19 protein-coding genes are annotated in these 19,242 nt (G+C 67.5%); 12 read left to right on the top strand and 7 right to left on the bottom strand.

What is annotated here, in order from left to right:
• Positions 1-363: 363 nt before the first annotated feature.
• Both ABD987_RS29390 and ABD987_RS29385 read right to left on the bottom strand, forming a co-directional pair.
• Complete coding sequence (locus ABD987_RS29390) at positions 364-861, bottom strand: hypothetical protein (protein WP_345401001.1); 498 nt, start codon at positions 859-861, stop codon at positions 364-366.
• Positions 862-928: 67 nt separating this feature from the next.
• On the bottom strand, positions 929-1,516 hold the full coding sequence (locus ABD987_RS29385) for an SACE_7040 family transcriptional regulator (RefSeq protein WP_345400998.1): 588 nt from the start codon (positions 1,514-1,516) through the stop codon (positions 929-931).
• A 177-nt stretch (positions 1,517-1,693) separates the two neighbouring features.
• On the opposite strand from ABD987_RS29385, the gene ABD987_RS29380 reads away from it, so the two are divergent.
• From ABD987_RS29380 to ABD987_RS29365, 4 genes are all read left to right on the top strand, one after another.
• Positions 1,694-2,494 carry an SGNH/GDSL hydrolase family protein gene (locus ABD987_RS29380; protein WP_345400995.1) on the top strand — a complete coding sequence of 267 codons (801 nt, stop codon included), beginning with the start codon at positions 1,694-1,696 and terminating at the stop codon, positions 2,492-2,494.
• Between the two features lie 94 nt (positions 2,495-2,588).
• Entirely contained in the window at positions 2,589-4,202 is a 1,614-nt protein-coding gene (locus tag ABD987_RS29375) for a carboxyl transferase domain-containing protein (RefSeq protein ID WP_345400992.1), read from the top strand.
• A gap of 2 nt (positions 4,203-4,204) precedes the next feature.
• On the top strand, positions 4,205-6,190 hold the full coding sequence (locus tag ABD987_RS29370; protein ID WP_345400989.1) for an ATP-binding protein: 1,986 nt from the start codon (positions 4,205-4,207) through the stop codon (positions 6,188-6,190).
• Positions 6,187-7,341, top strand: a complete 1,155-nt coding sequence (locus ABD987_RS29365; RefSeq protein WP_345400986.1) for an acyl-CoA dehydrogenase family protein — start codon at positions 6,187-6,189, stop codon at positions 7,339-7,341. Before ABD987_RS29370 ends, ABD987_RS29365 begins: the two co-directional genes overlap by 4 nt.
• A gap of 81 nt (positions 7,342-7,422) precedes the next feature.
• Here the strand turns inward: ABD987_RS29365 and ABD987_RS29360 are convergent, their stop codons facing one another.
• On the bottom strand, positions 7,423-8,175 hold the full coding sequence (locus ABD987_RS29360) for an alpha/beta fold hydrolase (RefSeq protein WP_345400983.1): 753 nt from the start codon (positions 8,173-8,175) through the stop codon (positions 7,423-7,425).
• A 112-nt stretch (positions 8,176-8,287) separates the two neighbouring features.
• Between ABD987_RS29360 and ABD987_RS29355 the strand changes: the two genes are divergently transcribed.
• From ABD987_RS29355 to ABD987_RS29325, 7 genes are all read left to right on the top strand, one after another.
• Complete coding sequence (locus ABD987_RS29355) at positions 8,288-9,406, top strand: hypothetical protein (RefSeq protein WP_345400980.1); 1,119 nt, start codon at positions 8,288-8,290, stop codon at positions 9,404-9,406.
• 163 nt (positions 9,407-9,569) lie between these two features.
• On the top strand, positions 9,570-10,082 hold the full coding sequence (locus ABD987_RS29350) for a GNAT family N-acetyltransferase (protein ID WP_345400977.1): 513 nt from the start codon (positions 9,570-9,572) through the stop codon (positions 10,080-10,082).
• Between the two features lie 57 nt (positions 10,083-10,139).
• Positions 10,140-11,021 carry an SDR family oxidoreductase gene (locus ABD987_RS29345; RefSeq protein ID WP_345401657.1) on the top strand — a complete coding sequence of 294 codons (882 nt, stop codon included), beginning with the start codon at positions 10,140-10,142 and terminating at the stop codon, positions 11,019-11,021.
• Between the two features lie 117 nt (positions 11,022-11,138).
• The gene (locus ABD987_RS29340) at positions 11,139-12,197 is read left to right on the top strand and encodes an alpha/beta fold hydrolase (RefSeq protein ID WP_345400974.1); all 1,059 of its coding nucleotides are present in this window, start codon (positions 11,139-11,141) and stop codon (positions 12,195-12,197) included.
• A gap of 199 nt (positions 12,198-12,396) precedes the next feature.
• The gene (locus ABD987_RS29335) at positions 12,397-12,600 is read left to right on the top strand and encodes a hypothetical protein (protein ID WP_345400972.1); all 204 of its coding nucleotides are present in this window, start codon (positions 12,397-12,399) and stop codon (positions 12,598-12,600) included.
• A gap of 668 nt (positions 12,601-13,268) precedes the next feature.
• Complete coding sequence (locus ABD987_RS29330) at positions 13,269-14,183, top strand: hypothetical protein (protein WP_345400970.1); 915 nt, start codon at positions 13,269-13,271, stop codon at positions 14,181-14,183.
• Positions 14,184-14,396: 213 nt separating this feature from the next.
• On the top strand, positions 14,397-14,720 hold the full coding sequence (locus ABD987_RS29325; RefSeq protein WP_345400967.1) for a hypothetical protein: 324 nt from the start codon (positions 14,397-14,399) through the stop codon (positions 14,718-14,720).
• On the opposite strand, the gene ABD987_RS29320 is transcribed toward ABD987_RS29325, so the two are convergent.
• Positions 14,713-15,186 carry an NUDIX hydrolase gene (locus tag ABD987_RS29320; RefSeq protein WP_345400964.1) on the bottom strand — a complete coding sequence of 158 codons (474 nt, stop codon included), beginning with the start codon at positions 15,184-15,186 and terminating at the stop codon, positions 14,713-14,715. The two genes, ABD987_RS29325 and ABD987_RS29320, sit on opposite strands and share 8 nt — an antisense overlap.
• Positions 15,187-15,194: 8 nt before the next feature.
• Entirely contained in the window at positions 15,195-15,938 is a 744-nt protein-coding gene (locus ABD987_RS29315; protein WP_345400961.1) for a DUF5919 domain-containing protein, read from the bottom strand.
• 428 nt (positions 15,939-16,366) lie between these two features.
• On the opposite strand from ABD987_RS29315, the gene ABD987_RS29310 reads away from it, so the two are divergent.
• Positions 16,367-16,582: an AMED_5909 family protein gene (locus ABD987_RS29310; RefSeq protein WP_345401654.1), complete on the top strand. Its 216-nt coding sequence runs from the start codon at positions 16,367-16,369 to the stop codon at positions 16,580-16,582.
• 66 nt (positions 16,583-16,648) lie between these two features.
• Here the strand turns inward: ABD987_RS29310 and ABD987_RS29305 are convergent, their stop codons facing one another.
• Both ABD987_RS29305 and ABD987_RS29300 read right to left on the bottom strand, forming a co-directional pair.
• Complete coding sequence (locus tag ABD987_RS29305; RefSeq protein ID WP_345400958.1) at positions 16,649-17,851, bottom strand: acyl-CoA dehydrogenase family protein; 1,203 nt, start codon at positions 17,849-17,851, stop codon at positions 16,649-16,651.
• Between the two features lie 23 nt (positions 17,852-17,874).
• Entirely contained in the window at positions 17,875-19,170 is a 1,296-nt protein-coding gene (locus ABD987_RS29300; RefSeq protein ID WP_345401652.1) for an acyl-CoA dehydrogenase family protein, read from the bottom strand.
• Between the last annotated feature and the right edge of the window lie 72 nt (positions 19,171-19,242).

Below are 19,242 nucleotides of genomic sequence, written 5' to 3'. Positions count from 1 at the left end.
AGGACGCCTTCGGTGCGCTCGATGCACTGAAGGCGTCCTTCAGCGCGGCCAACGCACTGAAGGCGTCCTTCAGCGCCCGGCCCCGGGAGCCGACGCCGTCCGTGATGCGTCGTTCGGGATGACTGCGTCCGAGGGCGTCCCCACGCCGTGAAAGACGCCTGACGCGCCCGATTTCCGGAGTTGTCCACAGCTATGGAGCACATGTGGACAAAACGCGCCCTCCGCGGCTTTCGCGGCGGTTTTGTCGGACCCCGGCGATAGGATTGCTGCGGGGTCGCCCCCCAGGGCGGGTGGGGGTGACCTCAGGTGGGGGAGAGGGCCGGGCTAGAGGGAAAGAGCCTGGTGGGTAAGGGAATCCGGGGCTCAGCCCGCGACGGCGTCGGAGATCCAGGGGGCCACCGGGAGGTCGCGGTCCAGGCATTCCACCGAAAGCCGGATGGTCCAGCGCAGGGCCTGGAGCACGAGCGAGTCGACCTCGTCGGGGGCGGCGTTGGCCAGCGCGATCTCGACCTGCTCGCGCGCGGCCGCCGTGTTGCCGTGTACCTCGGCCAGCAGCGTCCGCACGGCCGTGCGCACGGGCGGGTCGGCCTGATCGATCGAGACCTCCTCGCCCGCCTCGTCGAACACCTGCACCTTCACCGGTGCGCTGCCGCCGTCCCCGAGCGTCGAGACCATCGCGCTGCACTCGCCGAACAGCAGCAGCATCAGCGCCTTGGTCTCCTCCGAGCGCGCCTGGGGCTCGGCCGCGGTGGGCGCGACCTGGTCCAGCGCCTCGGCGTCCTCGCCGAGGCTGATCGCGATGAGCGCGCGCTGCGCTTTCTCGACGAGCCGCCGCTCGTCCTCGCTCCTGTCCGGGTCCACAGCCCCTATCAAACACCAGCGGCGGTGATCGTGGGGATACCCGGAACCGGCCCGGCGGCCCGCCCGCTCACTCGGCCGCGCGCAGCGCACCGAGCGCGAGGCGGCACAGCAGCTCGGTCAGTTCCTCGTCACCGAGATGGCGGTTGTAGGGGGTCGAGTTGATCAGCCCGAACACGGCGTGTGCCGCCGAGCGGGCCCGGCGTTCGCTCAGCCCGGACACCGTGTCCCGGATGGCGCGGACCCACACCTCGACGTACTGGCGTTGCAGGGCCCGCACCTGCTTGCGGTCACTGTCGGTGAGGTTCGCGAGGTTGCGTTCCTGCACCGTGATCAGCGCCGGGTGCTGCAACGCGAAGTCGACGTGGAAGCGCACCAGCTCGCTCAGCACGTCCTCCGGCGCACCGAGCCCGGCCCGCGCGGTGCCGCCGTCGAGCAGGTAGCGGCTGATCGAGTTGAGCATCTCGCCGAGGATCGAGTCCTTGCTGCGGAAATGCCGGTACAACGCGGGCCCGGAAATCCCGACGGCGGCGCCGATGTCGTCGATGCCGACGCCGTGGAATCCGTGATGCGCGAACAGCTCGGCGGCGGCGGCCATGATTTGTTCACGCCTGTTCGCCTTCGCGCCGTTCGCGAGTGGGGTGGGATTCGCCGGCATCGGACCATAGTAAACGGTCGCTAACGGCGTCTGCGGGCTCTCTTCGGCGGCAAGCACGGCAGAACTGACCACGACTTCCTGACTGGGCCAAGCGGGTCATCTGGGGAAAACCACCCTCGCGGTGGAGGACTGGCCTGTAATGCTCGGTCCCCGTCAGGCTGTCACGAAGGAGTGACTATGCGCGTATCCTCCCGTTCCCTTGTCCGATGGTGCACGGCCGCGGCCGTCGCCGCTCTCACCACGCTCGGCCTCGCCGGGACCGCCGGCGCGGTCCAGGCCGCCAACTACGTCGCGCTCGGCGACTCCTACTCCTCCGGCGTCGGCGCCGGGGACTACGGAGACTCCGGCAACTGCATGCGCAGTTCCAAGGCCTACCCGCACCTGTGGGCCAACGCCCACTCGGGCACCAAGCTCACCTTCGTCGCCTGCTCTGGGGCTCGTACCGGCGACGTCATCAGCCAAGCTTCCTCGGTGACCTCGGGGGCCACCCTGGTCACCGTGTCCGTCGGGGGCAACGACGCCGGCTTCGTCGACGTCATCAAGACCTGCACCCTCAACGACGACAACGCCTGCGTCAACCGGGTGAACCAGGCGAAGACCTACGTCAACGGCACGCTGCCCGGCCTGCTCGACAAGGTCTACGGCACCATCAAGCAGAAGGCGCCGAACGCGAAACTCGTCGTGCTCGGCTACCCGCACATCTACAAGGTGCCGGGCTCGTGCAACGTCGGGCTGTCCGACGCGAAGCGCTCGGCGATCAACTCCGGTTCGGACGCGCTCGCCTCCACGATCTCCAAGCGCGCTTCGGCCGCCGGGGCTACCTTCATCGACATGCGGGCGCCGTTCGGCGGGCACGAGATCTGCTCGTCCGACCGGTGGCTGCACAGCCTGACCTGGCCGGTGGAGGAGTCCTACCACCCGACCGCGACCGGGCAGTCGAGCGGCTACTACGCGACGCTGAAGTCCCGTATCGGCTGATCTCCCTCCGCACCGCTGGACAAGACGGGTTAGCGGTCGTTAACGTGTTAGCGACCGCTAACCTGTTCACGTACCCAGCGGTGATGAGGGAGTCATGGATACGCCGGTACTGACCAGCTCCGCCGATCCACGGAGTGAAACGTACGCCCGGAGCGCCACCTCGCACGCCGAGCTCGTGGAGGACCTGCGCAAGCGCATGGACACCGCGCGGCTGGGCGGTTCGGAGAAGGCGCGCACCCGCCATGTCGAACGCGGGAAGCTGCTGCCGCGCGACCGGGTGGACGCCCTGCTCGACCCGGGTTCGCCGTTCCTGGAGCTCTCCCCGCTCGCGGCCACCGGGATGTACGACGACGAGGCCCCGTCCGCGGGCATCATCACCGGTGTCGGCCGGGTGTCCGGCCGCGAATGCGTGATCGTCGCCAACGACGCGACCGTCAAGGGCGGCACCTACTACCCGATGACGGTCAAGAAGCACCTGCGCGCCCAGGAGGTCGCGCTGCACAACAACCTGCCGTGCGTCTACCTGGTGGACTCCGGCGGCGCGTTCCTGCCCCGGCAGGACGAGGTCTTCCCGGACCGCGAGCACTTCGGCCGGATCTTCTACAACCAGGCGACCATGTCCGCGCACGGCATCCCGCAGATCGCCGCGGTGCTCGGCTCGTGCACCGCGGGCGGCGCGTACGTCCCGGCCATGAGCGACGAAGCGGTCATCGTGCGCAACCAGGGCACGATCTTCCTCGGCGGCCCGCCGCTGGTGAAGGCCGCGACCGGCGAGGTCGTCACGGCCGAGGAACTCGGCGGCGGCGACGTGCACGCCCGCCAGTCCGGCGTCACTGACCACCTCGCCGACGACGACGCGCACGCGCTGCGCATCGTTCGCTCGATCGTGTCGACGCTCGGGCCGCGCGCGCCGCGCCCGTGGGACGTGACCCCGGTCGAGGAACCGGCCGTCGACCCGGCCGAGCTCTACGGCGTCGTGCCGACCGACCCGCGCGTGCCCTACGACGTCCGCGAGGTGATCGCCCGCACCGTCGACGGCAGCCGGTTCGCCGAGTTCAAGAAGGAGTACGGCGCCACCCTGGTCACCGGGTTCGCGCGGATCCACGGTCACCCGGTCGGGATCATCGCGAACAACGGCGTGCTCTTCGCCGAGTCGGCGATGAAGGGCGCGCACTTCATCGAACTGTGCGACAAGCGCTCGATCCCGCTGCTGTTCCTGCAGAACATCACCGGGTTCATGGTCGGCCGCGCGTACGAGGCCGGCGGCATCGCCAAGCACGGCGCGAAGATGGTCACCGCCGTCGCGTGCGCGAGGGTGCCGAAGCTGACCGTGATCATCGGCGGTTCCTTCGGCGCCGGGAACTACTCGATGTGCGGCCGCGCGTATTCGCCGCGGTTCCTGTGGATGTGGCCGAACGCGCGGATCTCCGTGATGGGCGGCGAGCAGGCGGCGTCGGTGCTCTCCACGGTCCGCCGCGACGCCGTCGAGGCACGGGGCGGTGAATGGTCCACTGAGGACGAAGAGGCGTTCAAGGACCCGATCCGTGCGCAGTACGAGGCGCAGGGCAGCCCGTACTACTCGACGGCGCGGCTGTGGGACGACGGCGTGATCGACCCGGCGGACACCCGCACGGTGGTCGGGCTCGCGCTGTCGGCGGCGGCGAACGCGCCCCTGTCCGAGGTCAACTACGGCGTCTTCAGGATGTGACTATGTTCGACACGGTTCTGGTCGCCAACCGGGGCGAGATCGCGGTCCGCGTCATCCGGACCCTGCGTGAGCTGGGCATCCGGTCGGTCGCGGTGTACAGCGACGCGGACGCCGGTGCGCGGCACGTCCGCGAGGCGCACGCGGCCGTCCGCATCGGCCCCGCCGAGGCGGCGAAAAGCTATTTGTCGATACCGGCGATCGTCCAGGCGGCGCTCGACACCGGCGCGCAGGCGGTGCACCCCGGCTACGGGTTCCTGGCGGAAAACGCCGGGTTCGCGCGGGCGTGCGAGGAGGCCGGGCTGGTGTTCATCGGCCCGCCGGTGACCGCGATCGACGCGATGGGCGACAAGATCCGGGCCAAGGCGACGGTGTCCGCGGCCGGCGTCCCCGTCGTGCCCGGAGCGTCCGATGTGGACATTCCGGACGGCGGTTTCGCCGAGGCCGCGGCGCGGGTCGGGTATCCGCTGCTGCTCAAGCCGTCCGCGGGCGGCGGTGGCAAGGGCATGCGGCTGGTCACCGAACCGTCCGAACTGGACGCCGCGATCGAGTCCGCGCGCCGGGAGGCGAAGGGTTCCTTCGGGGACGACACGCTGCTGCTGGAGCGGTTCGTCACCACGCCGCGGCACATCGAGATCCAGGTGCTCGCCGACCGGCACGGGAACGTCATCCATCTCGGCGAACGCGAGTGCAGCCTCCAGCGGCGGCACCAGAAGATCATCGAGGAGGCGCCGTCGGCCCTGCTGGACGAGGCGACGCGCGCGAAGATGGGCGCGTCCGCGGTCGAGGCCGCGCGTTCGGTCGGCTACGTCGGCGCGGGCACGGTCGAGTTCATCATGTCCGCGCACGACCCCGGCGAGTACTTCTTCATGGAGATGAACACCCGCCTGCAGGTCGAGCACCCGGTCACCGAGCTGGTGACCGGGCTGGACCTGGTCGAATGGCAGGTCCGCGTCGCGGCGGGCGAACCGCTCGCGCTGGCACAGGACGACGTCCGGCTGACCGGGCACGCGGTCGAAGCGCGGGTCTACGCCGAGGATCCCGCCAGGGGGTTCATCCCGACCGGCGGGACCGTGCTGGCCGTGCACGAGCCGTCCGGCGACGGCGTGCGCGTCGACTCCTGGATGTCCGAGGGCGCGGTGGTCGGCTCGAACTACGACCCGATGCTGGCCAAGGTCATCGCGCACGGCCCGGACCGCGCGTCCGCGCTGCACCGGCTGGACCTCGCGCTGGCCGACACCGCACTGCTCGGTCTCGGCACGAACATCGCTTTCCTGCGCGGATTGCTGGCCGATCCCGAGGTGCGGGAGGGAAAGCTCGACACCGAACTCGTCGACCGTCGGCTGTCCACTTTGGTCTCTTCGGCGGTGCCGGAGGAGTTCTTCGCCGCCGCCGCGCTGGACCGGCTGCTGGAGCTCCAGCCGTCCGGGTCCATTGTGGACCCGTGGGACGTGCCGAGCGGCTGGCGGCTCGGTGGCTCGGGTGGTGTCACCTTCCGGCTGAAGGCCGGGACCGAGCAGGCAGTGGTGAAGGTCGAGGGCACCCCCACCGACGCGGTGGTCACCGTCGGGGACGGCGAACCGGTGCGTGTTTCGGCGCGGCGGGACGGGGACGTGCTGGAGGTGCGGTATCCCACCGGCTTCCGGCGTTTCCGGCAGGCCTGCGGACCGGACCGGACGGTCTGGCTGGCCGGGGACGGGCACGGCTTCGCCTTCGGGGAACAGGAAAACGTGCTCTCCGCTCGTGGCGAGGCGGCCGGTGCCGGGCCGGTCACCAGCCCGATGCCCGGCACCGTGCTGGTGGTGAAGGTCGCCGAGGGCGACGTGGTCGCCGCGGGGGCGCCGCTGTTCGTCGTCGAGGCGATGAAGATGGAGCACACCGTCACCGCGCCGGTCGACGGTGTGATCGGCGAACTCTCGGTCCGGGCAGGCCAACAGGTCGCGCTGGACGAAACCCTTGCCGTCGTGCAACCCCACGAGGAGAAATCGTGATCGACTTCCGCCTTGACGACGAGTACGAGTCGCTGCGCAAGACCGTCGAGGACTTCGCGCACAGTGAGGTCGCCCCGGTGATCGGCGAGTTGTACGAGCGGGAGGAGTTCCCGTACGCGCTCGTCGCGAAAATGGCCGAGATGGGCCTGTTCGGCCTGCCGTTCCCGGAGGAGTTTGGCGGCATGGGCGGCGACTACTTCGCGCTGTGCCTGGCGCTGGAGGAGCTGGCGCGGGTCGACTCCTCGGTCGCGATCACCCTGGAAGCCGGGGTTTCGCTGGGGGCGATGCCGATCTACCGGTTCGGCAGCCAGGAGCAGAAGGACAAGTGGCTCCCGGCGCTGTGCGCGGGCGAGGCGCTGGGTGGTTTCGGGCTGACCGAGCCCGGCGGCGGTTCCGACGCCGGGGCGACCCGCACGCGGGCGCGGCTCGACGGCGACGAGTGGATCATCAACGGCAGCAAGGCCTTCATCACCAACTCGGGCACCGACATCACGAAGCTGGTGACCGTCACCGCGGTCACCGACGTGATGGAGAACGGGCGCAAGGAGATCTCCGCGATCATCGTGCCGTCGGGGACTCCGGGCTTCGCGGTCGCGCCGAAGTACTCGAAGGTGGGCTGGAACTGCTCCGACACCCACGAACTGTCCTTTTCGGACGTCCGGGTGCCGGTGGACAACCTGGTCGGCGAGCGGGGCAGGGGATACGCCCAGTTCCTGTCCATTTTGGACGAGGGGCGGGTGGCGATCGCCGCGCTGAGCGTCGGGCTGGCGCAGGGCTGCGTCGACGAGTGCCTCAAGTACGTGAAGGACCGCATCGCCTTCGGCAGGCGGATCGGGGAGTACCAGGCGATCCAGTTCAAGATCGCCGACATGGAGGTCCGCACGCACACCGCGCGGCTGGCCTACTACCAGGCGGCGTCGAAGATGCTGCGGGGCGAGCCGTTCAAGAAGGAGGCGTCGATCGCGAAGCTCGTCGCGTCGAACGCCGCGATGGACAACGCGCGCGACGCCACGCAGATCTTCGGCGGCTACGGCTTCATGAACGAGTTCCCGGTGGGCCGCTTCTACCGCGACGCCAAGATCCTCGAGGTCGGCGAGGGGACCAGCGAGGTGCAGAAGATGCTGATCTCGCGCCATCTCGGCGTCGCCTGATCCCCTTCCAGAAGTCCGTGAATGCCACATTGAGGGACTCTGAGTCCCTCAATGTGGCATTCACGGACCGTCGCGTGGGAGCTAGAGCCGGTCGTGGACGAGGTCGGTCACCAGCGCGGGCTCTTCGAGGTGGACGTCGTGGCCGGTCGGCGTGTGGACGAGTTCCAGCACGCCGTCGGCCGCGAGCGCGGTGAGCTGTTCGCCCAGCCAGCGTTCGTGGGCACGCCAGGTGTCCCGCACCGCTTCGGGCAGCAGACCCGCCATCGAGCGGGACGACCGGGTGACCACCAGCGGACCCTGAGCCCGGCGATAGGCCCCGAAACGGTCGAGGACTTCGAAGGCGCGTACGACCGTCAGCAAGTAGTCGTCGAGCCCCGCGCCCATGCTCTCCAACTCGGCACGTAGCGCCGTATGCGCCCGGGTCACCTGGTCGGGTGCGAGTCCCGCGTACTGGCTGGCGTGGATGGGATTTCCGTGTCCGTCGAGATTGACCGCGAGCGGGCAGTCCGGGTGGTCCGCCGCCCAGAGCGCGGCGATCATGCCACCGAGCGAGTGCCCGACGACGGCGGGCCGCACGAGACCGAGCGCCTCGTTCACCGCGGTGACATCGGACAGCACGAGGTCCCACGACCACGGCGCCGCCGGTGTCCGGCCGTGGCCACGGAGGTCGACGGCGACCGGGCGGTGGCCGAGCGCGCGCAGGCGTCCGGCGATCTCGGTCCAGTCGTCACTGGACCGGTCGCCGCCGTGCAGGAGCACGATCGCCTGTCCGTCGCCGCCGTGGTCGACGACGTGCAGTGGTACTTCCCCGTTGGTCACGGTGCGGGTGATCATGGCACAACACAAGCATGTGCGGCGGGCGCGAGGCCACGGGATTAGCCGGCGACATGTAACCCCGGTCCGTATTGCGTGATGACGTTTCCGGCGTCACACCAAGGAGGGTTTCATGCGCAAGCGCTTACCGGCGGCCGTGGTGGCCGCAGGCGCGATGGCCGGGGTGATCGGCATGTCCGCACCCACTGCGGAGGCGGCCCCGGCACCGCAGTACAGACTCGTGCTCGGTTCCGCGACCACGCTGGAATACCGCGGGATCAACGCGCACGGTGACATCATCGGTCTCGGTACCGACCCGTCGTCCCAAGGGCGGGAGAAAGGGTTCATCCTCAAGGCCGGCTCGAAGACCCCCGTCTTCCTCAACGCGCCCGGCAGCGGCGCCAGCCTGCGCGAGGAAACCAGGGCACTGTCCATCAACGACCAGGGCATGGTGGTCGGGCGGTACGGGAAGGTCGTGGTTTTCCCCGGCGGCGTGGCAGAAGTGCCCCGGCCGGTCAGCTGGCAGGGTCCCGGCGCCACCGGGACCGATCTCGGCGTGAATCCCACCGGGACGGCCGAGGCACTCGGGGTCAACGACAAACAGCAAATCGTGGGCACGCAGGGCGGCATCGCAGGCACTCCGTGGCTCAAGCAGGGCCCGACGGTGACCAACCTGCCGCTGTTCCCCGGGGGCAGGACCGGCGAGGCGCTCGCTGTCAACGGCACCGGAGTGGTGGTCGGCGATGCCGCGCAGGCCAACGGGGACAAGCTCGCCGCACAGTGGGTCAACGGGAATCTCAGCTCACTCGGCTCGCTCAACGGCGGCCCCTCCGCCGAAGCGCTGGCCATCAACACCGCCGGCCAGGCGGTGGGCGACGCTCTCCCGCCCGGCGCCCCGCCCAACCTGCCCCACGCGGTGCTGTACGCCAACGGCAAGGCGGTCGACCTCAACGTCCCGGGCACGGGCACGAATTCCGCGCGAGCCGCGGCGATCAACAGCCACGGTGACATCGTCGGCGAGGACGGGGTGATCCCGCCCCTCGACCTGGTGGGCAGTGGCAACGGCTTCCTCTACCGCAACGGCCACGCGACCGAACTCAACACGCTGATCGCACCGACCCGGAACGTACGGCTGGCGGAGGCCACCGGCATCAACGACGCCGGGCACATCGTCGGCATCGCCGCGGTCACCGCACCGGACGGCTCGCAGTCAAGCGTCGGCTACGAACTGGTGCCCCTTTCGGCCAGGTAGTCCCAGCGAACACCGCCGCGTCCGGGCCGCGCACCGGTCCGGACGCGGACGGGCCCGCGTCGTGCGTGTCGAACACCGCGGATCGGCGGGCTGATCCGGACCAGAGCGATGACGCGGCACGAACTGTCGGCCGACAGCCTCGCGGTCCTGTAAACAGGAGAGTATGAGTCAAATCGTCATCCGTTCGGGTGATACTGGGGATGAGAAAACGTTGCTGGGATTCTTCGACGACGCGGTGGCCTGGCTGGTCTCGCGCGGCAGTCCCGGCCAGTGGGGGACCGAGCCGTGGTCGGAGATCCCGAAGCGGATCGAGCGCGTGCGGGGGATGGCGGCCGATCCGGGCCTGCGGATCGCGGAGGTCGACGGCGAGCCCGCGGGCGCGCTGATCGTCACCGAGGAGTGCCCGACGCATGTGCAGAAGGTCGAGGAGCGGGAGATCTACGTCGGGCTGCTGATCACGTCGCGGCGCTTCACCGGGCACGGGGTCGGCGCCAGGCTGCTCGAGTACGCGCTGGACGAGGCGGGGCGCCGGGGGATCGACCTCGTCCGCGTCGACTGCTGGGCCGGCGGTGACGGACAGTTGCAGCGGTACTACGAGGGGCAGGGGTTCAAGCCGACCGTGCGGTTCAACGTCGACGGCTGGATCGGGCAGGTGTTCGAACAGCGCGTGGGGTAGCGGGATCGGCGGCGGGGGCGCACCATAGTTGACGGATCGCCAACAACCTTGGAGTCACTGAAGACGAAGAGGAGCACTGTCATGGCCAAGCAACCGCGTTCGCTCACCGGGAAGGTCGTCGTCGTGACCGGCGGCGCGCAGGGCATCGGGGCGGCCACCGCCGCCGCGGCGGCCCGGCTCGGCGCGCACGTGGTGATCGGCGATCTCGACGAGGTCCGCGCGGAAAAGACCGCCGCCGAACTCGGCGGTGACGTCGTGGCGCTGCGCCTCGACGTCACCGACACCGCCGGGTTCACCGCGTTCCTCGACGAGGTCGAGCAGCGCGTCGGGCCGATCGACGTGCTGATCAACAACGCGGGCATCATGCCGCTTTCCGAGCTGGCGGACGAGGACGACGCATCGACTCGCCGCCAGCTCGAGATCAACCTGCACGCGGTCGTGCACGGCACGCGCGAGGCGATCCGGCGGATGCGCCCGCGCGCCACCGGGCACATCGTCAACGTCGCCTCGATGGCGGGCAAGGCCGGGTTCCCCGGTGCGGCGACGTACTGCGCGACGAAGCACGCCGTCGTCGGGCTGTCCGAGGCGGTGCATCTGGAACTGCACGGCAGCGGCGTGCTCGTCTCGTGTGTGATGCCGGGGATCGTGCGGACGGAACTCGCGAGCGGGCTCGGCGAGGCGAAGTTCTTCAAGTCGGTACGGCCGGAGGATGTGGCGCACGCCATTGTGGACGCGCTGCGATTCCCCCGGTTCGACGTGTTCGTGCCGCGATCATTGGGAACTATGGGCAGGATCACGCGGCTGCTGCCGAGGCGATGGGGCGAGTCGATCGCGCGAGCACTCGGCGCGGACCGGGTTTTGGCTTCAGCGGCCCATTCCGCGGCGCGCGCGGACTACGAACGCCGGGCCGCCGGGAGCGCGCCGGGCGCGGATTCGTGACCCGGATGGCGCAACCACTGTCCGAATTGGACTAGTCGCTTCCGTGGAATCTGTTGAGTTGCCCGCCACCGCAAGGCAAGATTGCCGGGAAGTTCGCACGGCCCAGGAGGCAAGGACATGGCTTCACCACCGGCACGGATCGCCGCCGCGGCGTCGAACGTCGTGGGCAAGGTGTTCCACGGTGGGGTCGCCGATCTCCGGCCGATGCCCCGGGTGCTGCTCGACCAGGGCCCGAACCGCTCGCTGTACCGGCTGACCCACGGCGCCGCGAAACAGGACGGCCCGCCGATCCTGCTGGTGCCGCCGCTGGCCGCGCCCGCGCTGTGCTTCGACCTGCGCCGCGGGTGCAGCCTCGCCGAGCACCTGGTCGACGGCGGCCGCAACGCTTACCTTGTCGACTACGGCAACGTCGCGTTCTCCGACCGCCGTCTCGGTATCGAGCACTGGATCGACGACGTGCTGCCGAGGGCGATCCGGAAGGTCAGCGAGGACTCCGGCGGGCAGGGCGTGCACCTGGTCGCCTGGTGCCTCGGCGGGATCTTCGCTCTGCTGACCGCCGCCGACCAGGCGGACCTGCCGATCGAATCGATCACCACGATCGCCGCGCCCTTCGACTTCACCGCGATTCCGCTGATCGCGCCGTTCCGGCCGCTGGTCGATCTGACCGGCGGGCACCTGCTGACGCCGTTCTATCGCCTGCTGGGCGGCGCGCCGTCGGGCATCGTCAGCCGGGTGTTCAAGGTGACCGGGATCAACAAGGAGATCACGAAACCCCTTGCCATCCTGAAAAATCTCGACGACCGGGACTATCTGGCGCAGATCGAGGCCGTCGATCACTTCATGGACAACATGATCGCCTACCCCGGCCGCACGTTCGGCCAGCTGTACCACCGTTTTTTCCGGGCGAACGACCTCGCCGAGGGTTCGGTAGACCTGGGCGGGCGGATCATCGCGCTGTCCGGGGTCAAGGTGCCGACACTGGTGATCGCGGGCCAAAACGACACGATCGCGCCGCGCGGGGCCGTCGAGCGTCTGGTGGAGCTGCTGGAAAACGCGCCGTCCGTGCGCTTCGAAACCGCGCCGGGCGGCCATCTCGGCGTACTGACTGGCCGCAAGGCACGCCACACCACGTGGCGCTATATCGACGAATTCCTCGATTCCCAGGTTGCTGCCTGAGGCTTCGTCGGGCGAGGCGGCGGCTGTCCTGAAGGACGCCTTCAAGACGTTGAGTGTCCTCAAGGACGCCTTCAGGACATGGCGCGGCATTGCGCCGGGGCTTTCACGGAACGTTCCGGATGCGTTACGCTGAGCGTGACGCAGGGCCGCCGCGTCGGGGTGGGGATTCTGACAACCTGGCGGCCGAGGAGCCGATATCGTGCTTGCGTTATCGGGGGGATTCTGGCTGGTGCTGGCCGCCGCGGCGATGCTCGTCGTGGCTGGCGGCGTGACCCTTGCGCTGCTGGCGAAGATACTGAGCGCGTCTGAGCGGGACGTCCGGGTCCGGGTCGTGGTCTTTCCCCGCCCCCGCATCGAAATCGACGCCAAAACCGTAACGTCGAAAGGTTCTGACGACGGCTGATCGGTGAGCTGCCCGGCTGTGTGTCTATTAAGGACGTTCACGGCCGGGCGGGCAACCTCCTCGTCTTGCCGAGGACGCAGCGAGCAACGATGGGTGGCTGGATCTACTGCGTCCCTTCGAACATGTCCAGGATTCTCAGCCGGTCCTCGCGCATCGGTGCGATCTTTGTCTGAAATGGCCCTTGAACTGCGCTGATGCCTCTCGCTAGTTCGCGCAGCCTGTCGCTGCTGCCCAACCCCCTGATGGCCCGGTACTAGGCTCCACCTGCACTTGCATCCCGATACGAAGCCCTTCACGCGAGGGCAAGACACTCCTCATCGGCTTGAGGCGGGCGCTACCGATCGTTGTCACGATACGGCGTCAGGATGGGTGACCCTGACGACGGTACGTAACGGAGAACGAGCCATAAACGACCCGAATGTCACACCGTTCGTAGAGGGGAGGTCACGTTGGCTCAGGGGGACTGGTGTGCTGCGGTGGGCTGTTGGTGGCCTACACCGCCCGGCTGGCGGCGAACCGGAGCGACCCGGCCTGTAGGGGAGCGGGACGCGGTCGCCAAGGCGAGGAGTTGCATAGGTGACAGGTGCACAGCCGCTGGCGGCACGCTCTTGATCCTATAGAACCATATTCGGCAACTCGGGTGGAAAGCTAATGAGTAGGAGGCGAGCATGTTAAAGCGACGGATGGTCTTCTATCGATGGTCTTCGCAAGACTCTGACAAGTTGTTCGACCCGTATACCGTGGTGGCGGATCTGTATACGCGAATTCAGACTGACGAAGAGGCCGGAATCCTTGATGACGGTGACAGTACAGTTGCCGTGGTTCCAATCGAGTTCATCGATAGGTCGAAGCCTGTCCGGTTGCAGCTGCTGTCACTGCGAAGTGCTGGCCGACTGCCTGCAAAGTGGCGACCTGATGCACCGCTTGATTCAATCCCGCTTCTAGCAGGTGAGTACTCGGCGGATGTGACACACGTCTGTATTTGGCCTGATGGAATCGCGGGTCAAGAGTACCACGCAAACGCTCCTCGGCTCAATCGCCTGTCCTTCTTCTTTAGAAGGAACTCTGGAGTAAGAACCCTATTTGAACCGTTGTATAACCCGGACATGTTCGACAGGCTTGAGCGTCTCCGGGGACGTTTGCGATCGGTACACATTACGCTAGTTAATCCTCATTATGCGCATGCCACTGACCGGTCTGGTGCGTTTGGTGAGCTGATTCCTGCGGTCTTCGGGTCTCGTGCACCTTCTTTAAATGTGCAACTGGGTATGGGCAGGTATGGGCCACGTGATCGATTCTTGGATGCTGGTATCGAGGATGCAGTTTTTGATATTGCTGAGCATGCACATGAGCAAGTCGATAGAATGGTGGTAGGCGGAATCAATCCGACTACCGGAAAGGCTGAGCGGGTCGACTTACTAAACGAACGTGTGCAGATCGAGAGAAACTTGCCAGAAAACCCCCGGGTGAAATCGATTCCAGAATCGGATGTTGCCTTTTTGGCAATCGGGGAGGCTCGTGTCGAACTAGATAGAAGCGCACTGATTGCGCGATCCGTGCAAGCGCAAGCTGTGCACAAGTAGCCCGTGATGCGCAAGTTTATTAGAATCTTGGATCGGCATGTTTGGTCTGTTCCAGTGCTGATAGCCGGCTTGGCATTCATTGCGTTGCTGGTTTACAGCTGCTTTTCGGGGCCGCCGATACTTCTAGGTTCGGCCAAGTTGTCAGTTCGGCAGCAGGTGTACTCATCTCTCGCCAGCTCCTCGGGGTCTCTTTTGGGATTTACGATCGCTGCTGTGACGGTTTTGGCCGCATTCGGTCCTCGGCGGCAACGGCTTCGGCGGGAGATTGAGCGCGAAAAGCGCCTGGGCAAGGCGAGAATCTTGATTGGGAATTCGCTGCTTTCATCGGCGTTAGTACTGCTGGCGATTTTGGTGATATCGACAGTGCTTCTAGGTGTAGACAGCTCTGATTTCGCTCCTGAACTTTTGATCACGATAGATACTGCATGCGTGTTCGGCGCTATTGGTGGCCTTTTAATGGGTTGTGCAGGGCTGACGCTCGTAATAATTGAAAGAAATCAAGCTGCGCAGCAGGATGGCGAGCCTGATGTCAACTAAAGTAAATTGTGCAATTACTTTTGGTTATCGCGTGCTTGATGCGCAATTGGATAGATGGATGAATTTTTAGGAAATCGAGAGACTTTGGAGTGATCCAAAACACTTCGCTGCTTTCGGTGCTGGTCCGCAGCTTTCCGCTCATTACTCTGCCCCGAAAGCAGATGGAGAACTCTTGCCTCACTTCGCCGTCGTCGTAGGCGATGACGTGCTGGGGGTCCGAGTACAGACCGATCACGCCCGTGACCTCGCACTCGATGCCGGTTTCTTCGCGGACCTCCCGGACCGCTGCCTCGGCCAGTGTCTCGCCGAGTTCCAGTTGGCCACCCGGGATCGAGTACAGGTCGTTGTCGGTGCGTCGGATCATGAGGATCCGGCCTTCGTCGTCCTGGATGAACACCGAGACCGCTACCGCGATGCTGTTCGCCGCGGGGGCGTTCGGGTCGTTGTAGTAGTCGACTCGGGTCATGGTGCCTCCTAGAAGGTGGCTGGCTTGGCGAGGTTCCAGACTGACTCGAAGCTCTCCGAGTACGTCTCGAAAAGGTCTCCGGCGGAGAGGCGTCGCAGGTGGAGGGTTGGGGCGTGGGCGCCCTGGATCCCGTACACGTGCGTGTTGACGATCATTTCGTCGTCGAACCGGAAGATCGAGTTGTAGAGCGTGGTGTCGTGGAAGCGCATCTCCACGCCGTCGACGCCGATCAGTGGGCGGTAGGACGCCAGTGCGTTGCGGATGCGTGCCGCGAGTGTTCCGTCGCCGAGTTGCTCTTCGGCGCTGCGCAGGGCGACGCTGTCGCCTTCCGGGTCGCCGAACAGCAAGCGGACGTGAGCGCCGGCGGAAGCCTTCGCGGACAGGTCTTTGATGAACCGCGGGCGTTCGACCAGGAACAGCGCCGCCTGTACGAGGACCTCCACGGTCTCCGAGGCGTCCTTGATCATCCTGTCCCACAGTTCGACGGGAACGGCGTGGCGGTGTGGGAAGACCTGGACGACCTCGGCGGCGGCCGTTTCGGCTTTACGCTCCGGGGCAACCGAGTCCGGCCAGAGGTAGGTTTCCGACTCGCGCGCCATGGCGGCGATCTTGTGCCGGTGTTTGGGGTAGGGCGTCCGGTTCTTGGTGATCCAGCGCTCGACGGTCTTCTGATCGACGCCGACGGCCTCGGCGACCTGCTCCAACGCGAGGCCGTTGCGCAGTAGCGCGTCACGCAGGCGTTCGTTCGGCACCGCCACCCCTTGGGACGTGTAGGGACGTCTTTGACGGTAGCAGGGACGTCCCCAAGTGTCCTGCCAGGTGGTGATCACGTCCCGCGTTTGAGTCGAGAGTGGTGTCAGGTTGCCGGGGCAGGTCCGGCGGCGGGACGCCGAGGAGATGGGCGTGAGCGTTGAATGCCGTCCGCTCGGACAAGCGGCGACGTGGGATGGTTGGGGGCTTCGTTGGACGGTGGACTCGGCGACCGAGGTAACCGTGGAGGAGACCGGGCCGCGCGCCTCGTGTCCGCCGGTGCTGGTGCTGGCCGGGGTCTGTGTGGTGACGCTGGTACCGCCGGAGGATCAGACGGCTTGGCAGGGGTGCGCGACTTTCCTGCGTCGGCTTCGGGACCAGGCAGACGAGTTGGCGACGCTGCTGGAAATCCGTGCGGAGGGGCGTGATCATGCAGCAAGGTGAGCCGAGGACGTTGCTGGAAGCTCACGAGGTCGTGATGAAGCGTCGGCCTCCGAATACCGCGAAACCGTCGGACTGGGTGGCGTTCCGGCTTGGCAACGCGCGGGTGTACGAGGCCGTCGCGGACGTGGACCGGGGGCATCACCACGAGGCGTTGTACTGGGCCGGGTACGAGAAACGGCGGGCGGAGGAAGGGCAGACATAGGACCGCCCGGCCACCGTGTCCACAGAGGACACTAGCGGCCGGGCGGGGACCCTCCCGGAAACAGGGTTACTTCAGCTCGGCCGAGGACTTGCCGAGGACTCGGCGGGCGACGATGAGCTGTTGGATCTGTTGTGTGCCTTCGAAGATGTCCAGGATCTTCGCGTCCCGGCTCCACTTTTCCAGCAGCGACTCCTCGGAGTACGCGCCGGTCAGCTCGACGCACTTCAGCGTGATCTCGACGACCGAGCGGCCCGCCTTCGCCTTGGCCATCGACGCCTGCAGCGAGTTCGGCTGGCGGTTGTCGGCCATCCACGCGGATTCCAGCGTCAGCAGGTACGCCGATTCGTAGTCCGCTTCCAGCTGGAGGAAGGTCGCGGCGGCCGCGTGCTGGGTGTTGGCCGGGCGGTCGTAGTCGATGGTGACGCCGGCCTCGGTGAGGACGCGCCGGGTTTCCTCCAGCGCCGCCCGCGCGACACCGATGGCCATCGCGGCCACCAGCGGGCGGGTGTTGTCGAAGGTCTGCATGACCCCGGCGAACCCCTTGGCCGTGTCGATTTCCGGCGTGCCGAGCAGGTTTTCCTTGGGGACACGGCAGTTTTCGAAGCGGAGTACCGCGGTGTCCGAGGCGCGGATGCCGAGTTTGTGCTCGACCCGCACGACCTCGAAGCCCGGCGTGCCCTTCTCCACGACGAACGACTTGATCGCCGCGCGGCCCTTCGACTTGTCCAGTGTCGCCCACACGACGACGGCGTCGGCGCGCTGGCCGGAGGTCACGAAGATCTTCTCGCCATTGAGAACGTACTCGTCGCCGTCGAGGCGGGCGGTCGCGGTGATCGCCGCGGAGTCCGAGCCGCAGCCCGGCTCGGTGATCGCCATCGCGGCCCACAAACCGTTGAACCGCTTGAGCTGTTCGTCGGTCGCGACCGAGCCGATCGCCGCGTTGCCGAGGCCCTGGCGCGGCATCGACAGCAGCAGACCCACGTCACCCCAGCACATCTCGATGGTGCCGAGGACGACGTTCAGGTTGGCGCCGTTTCGGTTTCCTTTCGCGCCGCCCTTGTCATCGCGGCGGACACCGGCCGCGCCCGCGCCGCCCTCACCGGAGGAGTTGAGTCCGTCCAGCAGCGCGGCGAACATGTCGAGCTCGGCCGGGTAGGTGTGCTCGGCGCGGTCGTACTTGCGCGAGATCGGGCGGAACACCTCGGACGCGGCCTGGTACGCCTGGTTGATCAGCGCGCCGGCCTTCTTGGGGACTTCCAGGTTGATCATGAGTGCTTACCTTCCGAGAAAGCTTAAAGAAGAACGGCGCCTTCCATCACGCCGATGGCGCGCAGGTCGCGGTACCAGCGTTCGACCGGGTGCTCCTTGACGAAGCCGTGCCCGCCGAGCAGCTGGACACCGGCGCTGCCGATCTGCATGCCCTTGTCGGCCGCGAGTTTGCGGGCCAGCGCGACCTCGCGGGCGTAGGACTTGCCCTGCTCGGCGCGGGCGGCCGCGCGCAGGGTCACCAGCCGCAGGCCCTCCAGCTCGATCGCGATGTCGGCCACCGAGAACGCGACGGCCTGGCGGTGGCTGATCGGCTCGCCGAACGCGGTCCGCTCGTTGACGTAGGGCACGACGTAGTCGAGGACGGCCTTCGCGGTCCCGGCCGCCAGCGCCGCCCAGCCGAGCCGCGAGAGCCGCACGATTTCGGCGAACGTCTCGGGCTTTCCGCCACCGAGCAGCGCGCCCGCGGGCAGCGAAACCTTTTCCAGGTGCAGTTTCCCGGTCGCGGCGCCACGCAGGCCCATCGCGGGCTCGGCCTCGATCGTCACACCGGAGTTCGACGATTCGACGATGAAGAGCGCGGGTCCCCGGCCTTCGAGATCGGCCGAGACGAGGAACAGTTCCGCCTGCGCGGCACGCGGCACCAGCGACTTGACGCCGTCGAGCTGGTAGCCCTTCGGCGTCCGGCGGGCCTTCGTCCTTGGCTTGAACGGGTCGAACAGCGGGGCGCGTTCCTGCAGCGCGAGCGCGGCGGCGGGGACGTGCTCGGTGGCGAACGCGGGCACGTAGTCGGCCTGCTGCTGCTCGTCGCCGTAGGAGACCAGCGCGGTGCTCACCGCCGACGGCGCGAGCACCGCCACGGCGAGCCCGAGGTCGCCGTGCGCGAGCGCCTCCGCGACGAGCGCGTTCGTGACCACCGAGCGTTCGGTGCCGACGCCGCCCAGCTCCTCGGGGATCCCGACGAGGCTGATGCCCAGTTCGGCGGCCCTGCTGAGCAGGCCCTCCGGCGCCGCGAGCTTCGCGTCGGCGTCCGCGGCGGCCGGGCGCAGCTGCTCGGCGGCGAACTCGGTGACGGTCTCGACGATGAGCTGCTGGTCCTCGCTCGGGGTGAGGTCGAACATCCCGGTGTCCGACGCCGGCGCGAGCCGGGCGGGCTTGCCGAGCCGCTGCGCCTTCTGGAACGAGCGGGTGGCCGCGCCCGCGGCGCGGAAGCCGTTCCTGGTCCCCGCGGTGACGAGGTTTTCGACGGGCTTGCGCAGCCCGGCCTTGTCGATGACCTTGCTCCCGGCCAACCGGGTGAGCGCGGCCAGGCCGAAGCCCATCGCGTCTCGTTTCCTTGGCGCAGCCATGGTGGCCCCTCCATCTCGCTACCTACTCGTGAGTAGGTTAGCGCC

The organism is Amycolatopsis samaneae, assembly GCF_039541975.1.
GTDB classification, from domain to species: domain Bacteria; phylum Actinomycetota; class Actinomycetes; order Mycobacteriales; family Pseudonocardiaceae; genus Amycolatopsis; species Amycolatopsis samaneae.
Note: the sequence above shows the minus strand (reverse complement) of the source record. Positions and strands in the feature narration are given on the sequence as shown.